A 6,490-nucleotide genomic window follows, 5' to 3' on the forward strand; every position below is an offset into this window, starting at 1 on the left:
CCACTGACCACCCCAGCCGCAGGGCAACGCGCCCGGCCGCACCTCAGGGTGCGGCCGGGCGCGTTCGCGTCCTCGGGCGTTAGCTGGAGGTACCGGGGGCTTCGATGGCGGCCGCCCCGGACTCGCCGGCCCCGCGGGGAACGGAGGCACCGACGATGTCCAGCACCGTCAAAGACATGCTCGCCACCTACCCGGCCGACCTCGGCGACATCGACCAGGCCAAACTCACCGCCTGCATCGAGGAGTGCATCGCCTGCGCGCAGGCGTGTACCGCGTGCGCGGACGCCTGCCTGTCCGAGGGCATGGTGGGAGATCTGACCAAATGCATCCGCACCGACATGGACTGCGCCGACATCTGCACCGCCACCGCCGCGGTCCTCTCTCGGCACACCGGCTACGACGCCAACATCACGGCGGCCATCCTTCGTGCGTGCGCCATGGCCTGCAAAGCGTGTGGCGACGAGTGCGCCAAGCATGCCGACATGCACGAGCACTGCCGCATCTGCGCCGAAGCCTGCCGTAGCTGCGAGCAGGCATGCAACGAACTGTTCTCGGCCCTCGGCTGACGCTCGCACCGTCATCCGTCCCCACCGAGAGCGGAACTCCCGGCTTGCAGGTCAGAAGTCACGGACCCACTCGTGCGAGGGAACATACGCCCCACCCCAGGTCCACGGCCGACGTGACGCTATGCTCCCCGGCATGGTTGTGGCCCGGACGACCCGTAGCGCGCCGCGGTCCCGCTCTCGTGCAGCGGGCTCGTGGCGAAGGTGGGTGCTGGCCGCGCTTCTGTTCGCACTGATGTACAGCCATGGGGTCAGCGCGGAGAGCGCTGCAGGCCACGCCCACCTCGGGGCGCCGACCAATGCCGCAACCCTGAACGCTCAAGACCCGGATCCCGCGCCACACAGCCACGAGGCGCCCGCCCCGCACTCCGACCAGGGACACACCGGCCACCAGGATGCTCCGGAGCCCGGTCACGCGGCTCACCAGTGTGTATCAGGCCAGCCCCAACAGGGCGCCGCGCTCCCCGTCCCGTGCCAGGCCCAGGCCGTTCACGTCCCCTTATACGCGTATGCAGCCGGCGCCGCTCGACCTGTCACGGCCCTCTTGGCGTCTGCCCCCGTGCCGGACTCAGCGGTCCTACGGATGTAAGCCTTCACGCCTCGCCAACCGGTCTACGGCCTTCGGGCTCAGCCCCGTGCCCTCCCCTCCGCCAGTGCAGCAGCGGCGGCTCGGCCATGTCGTGCGACGCGCCTTGGAGTCACGCGTTGGCGCGCGGCGCGGAGCCAATAGCCGGCTCGCGTTGCCCTGTTTCCGGCGAGTCCGATCTTCGGCCCCGTCCTGCCCGCCTGTCTCGTTGAGAGCCCCGGGCCGCCACTGAACTTCCCTTGAAGGGTCCGCTTTGTCTTCCTCATCCGGTCTCGCCACGGCGACCCCGTCTCCCACCCCGTCGCAGCCGACCCGCAGCCAGCGCCGCTCCAACACCAGACGGGAAGGTGCCACTCTGCCGTGGCGCTATCTCGGCTACGTCGGCTACTACGTGGGGGCCGGCCTCATCAGCGGAGCCGTCGTCCACTATCCGATGGCTCCGGCCCGCTATTCCATGATCGCCGCGTCCGGCGTACTGGTCTTCCTGCTCGCGACCGTCCTCAACGACATCATCCTCGCGAAGGAGCGGCAGCCCCTGTCACGCATCGTGCGCGTGCTCGGCACCTCGACCATGCTCTCGTTCGGCCTCGGGATGCTCAGCGGCGGCATGCAGCACTTCGCAGACCTCCCCGAACGCTGTGCCGTGCTGATACCGCTCGGCATCGTCCTGTCCTTCGTCGCCTTCTTCCTGAAGGAGGCCAGCAGGCCGTGGCGGCGCATCTTCGGCCTGATGGGGCTGGCCATCCTCGTCGTGACGGCCCTTACCTTCCTGGGCCTGCGCCACATCGTCCCCACCGTGGCGGAGTCAGGAGGCGGACACAGCCACAGCGATGTCGTGCCCGAGAAGGGCAGCGGTGAAGGCCCGGCGGGTAGCCCCGGCACCGATACGACCAATCCGGCCCCCCTGCCCTCCGCCTCTCCGAACGCCCCCCACCCCAGCAAGGAGCCCGGGCACGACGACGGACACCAGCACTGAGCCAGCCTTCTCCACCGTCAGAAGACAGTTCACAGCGAACCCGCAGTCCGAGACGGCGCGGCCAGTGTCTGACCAGTCGGTGACCGGACGGATCCGCTGCCAGACCTGATGCGGCCCTGCCGGCGCCCACATGGCCTGCGCATAGGCCGGCACGGCCCCCGGCGGTGCAGATCAGCGCGGCTGGGGGATCTGCTCGCGCTGGCGGCGGCGTCCGTAGCGGGTCACCCCGCGCGGCTTGAACACCGACAGGGCGACCGCCGTCAGGAGCACCAGCAGAGCTGCGGCCGCGTCCGCGATCAACTGGATACGCATGCCCTCCAGCTCGCTACCCTCGAGGGCGGCCCGGGCCGCCGCGTCGGCCAGGTGTCCAACCGGCTGCATGTGGACCATCAGCAGAACGGTCGCGCCCACGGTGATCACCAGTTTCGCAAAGACCCAGTAGTGCCGCAGCAGCCCCCACACCGTTCCAAGGGACTGCGCCAGGCCGGTCAGCAAAGAGGCGACGCTGAACGGGACGATCACATACCAGCCGATTACGTCCATGGCCAGGTAGGCGCCCCGCACCGTCTGGGGCGCGCCGCTGGTCAGCCCGGCGACGGCGAGGGCGAGGAAGGCCGCGACCGCGCCCAGCCAGCCGACCGAGGCAGTGACGTGAACCGTGAGCGTCAGCTTGCGCAGCCGTGGAGGGAACGGGGTCACGGCGTATGCCCCGCCATGCCACCGCCCGCCAGGTGCACGACCACGAACACCACAATCAGGGCGAGAGCGACCACCGCGGAGACCTTCACCCAGCGCGGCGCCCCCTCGTCGTCATCGTGACGGTCCGGTGAGCCTGCCATGACACCTCCCATTTTTTCGAGACACTCTGTCTCTAGCTGAAACCGAGTGTATGCCCCTGTGGACGTCCGTATCCTGGGTGGGTGCCAAAACTGTGGAACGAAACGATCGACAAGCACCGCGCCGCCGTTCGCGAAGCGATCCTGGACACCACCGCAATGCTGGTGGCCGAAGGCGGCCTGCGGTCAGTGACCATGTCCCAGATCGCCGAGCAGACCGGCATCGGCCGCGCGACGCTCTACAAGTACTTCCCCGACATCGAAGCCGTCCTACTGGCCTGGCATGAGCGACAGGTCGCCCGTCACCTCCAGGAACTCGCGGATATCCGCGATCAGACAGGCACGGCCGTGGAGCGCCTGACGGCGGTCCTGGAGGCGTACGCGGGCATCGCCCGACAGCGGCACGGAGGCGAACTCGCAGCCCTCCTCCACCAAGGCGAACACGTCACCCACGCAGAGCGGCACCTACACGGCATGCTCCAACACCTTCTCGCCGAGGCCGCCAAGGCCGGTGACCTGCGCCCCGACGTGCCACCCTCGGAACTCGCCCAGTACTGCCTCCATGCCCTGACCGCCGCGGCTGCCCTGACCTCCCAAGCCGCTGTAACCCGCCTGGTCGCTGTCACCCTCGACGGCCTGCGCCCGGTTCCCTGAACCTTCCGAGATCCCCGGATCGACGGCCAGACTGCGTTCAGCACCACCGATCCGCCGTCCCGTGGTCTGCCGCAGCCTCTCCCTGGACGCATCACCACGGGAAACGCCTGCATCAGCAATTCCTGCATCGAGTCACTCCGCCGGTGCGGAGGTGTGGGGGCGGGCGGCGCGCCGCAGCTTGAGGCTGCCGGCCCGCCAGGTGGAGGGGTCGCCCAGTAGGGGTGGGTGCACAGGGTTCTGGAGAGGGCGATCAGCCGGCGTTGCAGCGCGGTCGTACCGACCCCGGCGGGGGCCTGCGCGAGCTCGGCGTACGTCTGCTGCCACGCCCTTTGGAGCGTGATCAGGTCCTCGAAGAAGCGGAACGGTGGCCTCACACCCCAAGTGACGTCGATTTATGCTGCGAGCGCCACGCTCCGGTCATCGGTCATCGGCCGTCGGTCTGGTGGCGGAGCGAGGCCACGGCAGGGCTGGTGATGCCGTGCGCGGCGCGGCACAGCTCCGTCATGTCAGCGGCCCCTGCCCTGGGGCTCGTACCGGACGGTGCGGTGCGGGCGTACGGGTCGGCCCCTTCGCCTTCCTGGGCTTGGGCTTGGCGGCGGGGCGCACGGCGGGGCGGGGGCGTCCGGCGCGGCTGTACCGGGCTGTCGGCCCTGCGGTCGGAAGCCCGCCCGGCGGGCCGACCGGCGGACGCCTCGCTGGCCGCAGGCCCGGGACGGGCCGGCGCGGGAGCATGGCCGGCCTCGGGAACGGCGCCGGTCGAAGTCGCATCCGCAGACTCGGGCATGGGGGAGAGGGTGGCGCCGCCCCGTGTCCGGCCGTGCGGCCCGGGGGCCGACAGGGTGCTTGTGGTCTTCCGGGACCGTCATGAGCGAGGCCCCGGCGGGCCGGGCGGGTGCGGGGTGGACAGTGACGCATCCCGGGGCCGCGAGCAGCGCGACAAGGAGCAGAGGCAGGTACCAGCGACGCATGCCGCCACGGTGCCGCACACGCCCCGCAGGGCGCCTCCGACCGGCCCGCTGCGCCCCTTGGATGGATGATGCGACGGCCGTCCTGCAGAGCCGCCTCCGACTGGTCTGGCGGACCCTGGAAGAGGGGGCCGACAAGCCGCGAGGGAGGCCCTGTGACGCTCAGACCGCCGGTCGAGCCGATGCTGGTGCAGGCCGCAGAAGCCGTGCCGGGCCCGGCAGCTTTGCGGGCGGGGGTGGCGTACGAGCAGAAGCTGGACGGTCACCGGGCGCTGCTGTTCACCGCGGCTGGCCCCGGCGGCACGGTGCTGGTGCAGACCCGCCGCGGGGCGCTGGTCCAGGACCGGTGGCCGGACCTGGTGGCGGCCGCCGAGCGCAGTTGCCGCACGGCCTGGTCCTCGATGGCGAACTCGTCGTCTGGGACACCGAGGCCGTCCGGTTGTCCTTCGAGGCGTTGCAGCGCCGAGCCGCCACCCGCGCCCGCGCCGCCGCCGACCTCGCCGCCCGGTGGCCGGCCTACTTCGTCGCCTTCGACGTCTTGCAGCAGGACGGCCAGGAGCTCCTAGCGCGCCCGTAGGCCGAGCGGCGCGCACTGCTAGAGAACCTGTTCTCCGAGCACGCCCTGACGGCACCGTGGACGAGTACATGCTCACCGCGCCCGGGCTGCCGGGGATGTTTCGAATACAGTTGTTCACTGCCCCCCGGGCGCGCTCCGTTGGCCTAGTCACCCAGCACGTTGGTGAACGAATGAGCCTCCTGAACGGCGCGGAGAGATTCGCGGCCGCGGTGTGGGAGCAGCGCCTCCCCATAGGAGGACCTCCCGCCGGTGTGGGTGCAGCGCAGCTGTGGCCGGAGGGAACGATCCAGGAAAGCCGTTTCCCACGGGTGGTGTTCGCCGAAGCCAGCCGCTACCGGTTGCGCCGACGCCAGCACCAGAAAGATCAACACTTCACGGAGATCCGGGTCTCCAACACCGTCAGGTGACGTCATATCTGGGGGTGGGGCGGCCCGGTGCTACTGCCGCCAGAGCGCTCTGGTCACCGGGCCTCGCCCGCGCACGCCCTATCGGCGCGGACTGCGCCCGACCATAGCCGTGGGCGGCCAGCACCCCGCAGCACAACCACAGCGTTCGGCATCCCGTGTGAATGCGGGGGTCGGCGTTGACGCCCGGCGCTGACCCCGCCCCTTCCATGAGAACCCGCCCCGCGGAGCCCCTCCCGCGTCAGCATCTGGCACCGTGCTCTTCGGGGCTGGCGGGGCTACCGGTGCACGCGAGCGTGCCTGATCGGGGCCGCGGGCAGCGGCAAGTCGGCCCTCGCGAGCGCCTGGCCCTCCACGCAGGTCCTGAAGCTCGACCAGTTCAGGGCTATGGTCTCGGACTGCGCCGACGAATAGGACGCGACCGGCCGACGCCGTCGCCGCCCTGCACCTGGAGGCCCGGATGCGGCCACGTCACCTCTGCACAGGCCGCGCTCGCGTTCGAACTGGAAAAAGGAGGGCGGCCTTCAGCCGGATTTTGCGCCGTCGCCGGATGCGCCGTCGCTCTTTCCGCTCGGGGTCGCTTTCAGTTTTCTGCCCGGTTTGTTCGTCGCGGTCGCCCCCTTTGTCCTGACCTTCTCCGCCTCGACGGCAGCCTTCTCCAGAGCGGTGAGGACGTCCTCGTCCACGTGCATGCCGGCCGCATCGTGATGCGCCCGCGCGGTGGTGGAGTCGATGCTGACCAGGGACAGGTCCACCTCGCCCCGCTTCGCGGCCTGTGCGATCAGGCCCTCCATCAGGGCTTCGAAGACTCCTGCGTCACGCCACTGCCGGAAGCGGTTGTGGACGGTCGACCAGGCGCCGAACTCCTGCGGCACCTCCCGCCACTGCCCGCCCGTCCGGAACCGCCAGATCACGCCCTCGAACTGCTG

The 6,490-nt window shown here is 70.3% G+C and carries 7 protein-coding genes and 1 pseudogene; 5 read left to right on the forward strand and 3 right to left on the reverse strand.

What is annotated here, in order from left to right:
- Nucleotides 1-155: 155 nt before the first annotated feature.
- Nucleotides 156-566, forward strand: a complete 411-nt coding sequence (locus ACWGIU_RS25820; protein ID WP_069923457.1) for a four-helix bundle copper-binding protein — start codon at nucleotides 156-158, stop codon at nucleotides 564-566.
- 836 nt (nucleotides 567-1,402) lie between these two features.
- On the forward strand, nucleotides 1,403-2,125 hold the full coding sequence (locus ACWGIU_RS25825) for a hypothetical protein (protein ID WP_453709563.1): 723 nt from the start codon (nucleotides 1,403-1,405) through the stop codon (nucleotides 2,123-2,125).
- Nucleotides 2,126-2,296: 171 nt separating this feature from the next.
- Here the strand turns inward: ACWGIU_RS25825 and ACWGIU_RS25830 are convergent, their stop codons facing one another.
- Together ACWGIU_RS25830 and ACWGIU_RS25835 are read right to left on the reverse strand one after the other, a co-directional pair.
- A complete protein-coding gene (locus ACWGIU_RS25830; RefSeq protein ID WP_453709565.1) occupies nucleotides 2,297-2,824 on the reverse strand; it encodes a hypothetical protein in 528 nt (175 codons plus the stop codon).
- Nucleotides 2,821-2,964, reverse strand: coding sequence for a hypothetical protein (locus tag ACWGIU_RS25835; RefSeq protein WP_453709567.1), 144 nt, complete (start codon nucleotides 2,962-2,964; stop codon nucleotides 2,821-2,823). Before ACWGIU_RS25835 ends, ACWGIU_RS25830 begins: the two co-directional genes overlap by 4 nt.
- Before the next feature lie 81 nt (nucleotides 2,965-3,045).
- On the opposite strand from ACWGIU_RS25835, the gene ACWGIU_RS25840 reads away from it, so the two are divergent.
- The 3 genes from ACWGIU_RS25840 to ACWGIU_RS25850 all read left to right on the forward strand — a co-directional run bounded on the left by ACWGIU_RS25840 (nucleotide 3,046) and on the right by ACWGIU_RS25850 (nucleotide 5,564).
- Nucleotides 3,046-3,615 (forward strand): TetR/AcrR family transcriptional regulator, encoded by a 570-nt coding sequence (locus tag ACWGIU_RS25840; RefSeq protein WP_453709569.1) that lies wholly within the window; start codon nucleotides 3,046-3,048, stop codon nucleotides 3,613-3,615.
- Nucleotides 3,616-4,926: 1,311 nt separating this feature from the next.
- Nucleotides 4,927-5,157 carry an ATP-dependent DNA ligase gene (locus ACWGIU_RS25845; RefSeq protein ID WP_453709571.1) on the forward strand — a complete coding sequence of 77 codons (231 nt, stop codon included), beginning with the start codon at nucleotides 4,927-4,929 and terminating at the stop codon, nucleotides 5,155-5,157.
- Nucleotides 5,158-5,213: 56 nt separating this feature from the next.
- Nucleotides 5,214-5,564 carry a hypothetical protein gene (locus ACWGIU_RS25850; RefSeq protein WP_453709573.1) on the forward strand — a complete coding sequence of 117 codons (351 nt, stop codon included), beginning with the start codon at nucleotides 5,214-5,216 and terminating at the stop codon, nucleotides 5,562-5,564.
- A 507-nt stretch (nucleotides 5,565-6,071) separates the two neighbouring features.
- On the opposite strand, the pseudogene ACWGIU_RS25855 reads toward ACWGIU_RS25850, so the two are convergent.
- Nucleotides 6,072-6,490: pseudogene (locus tag ACWGIU_RS25855) on the reverse strand (transposase); the annotation flags it as partial.

Source organism: Streptomyces sp. NPDC054840 (assembly GCF_053611065.1).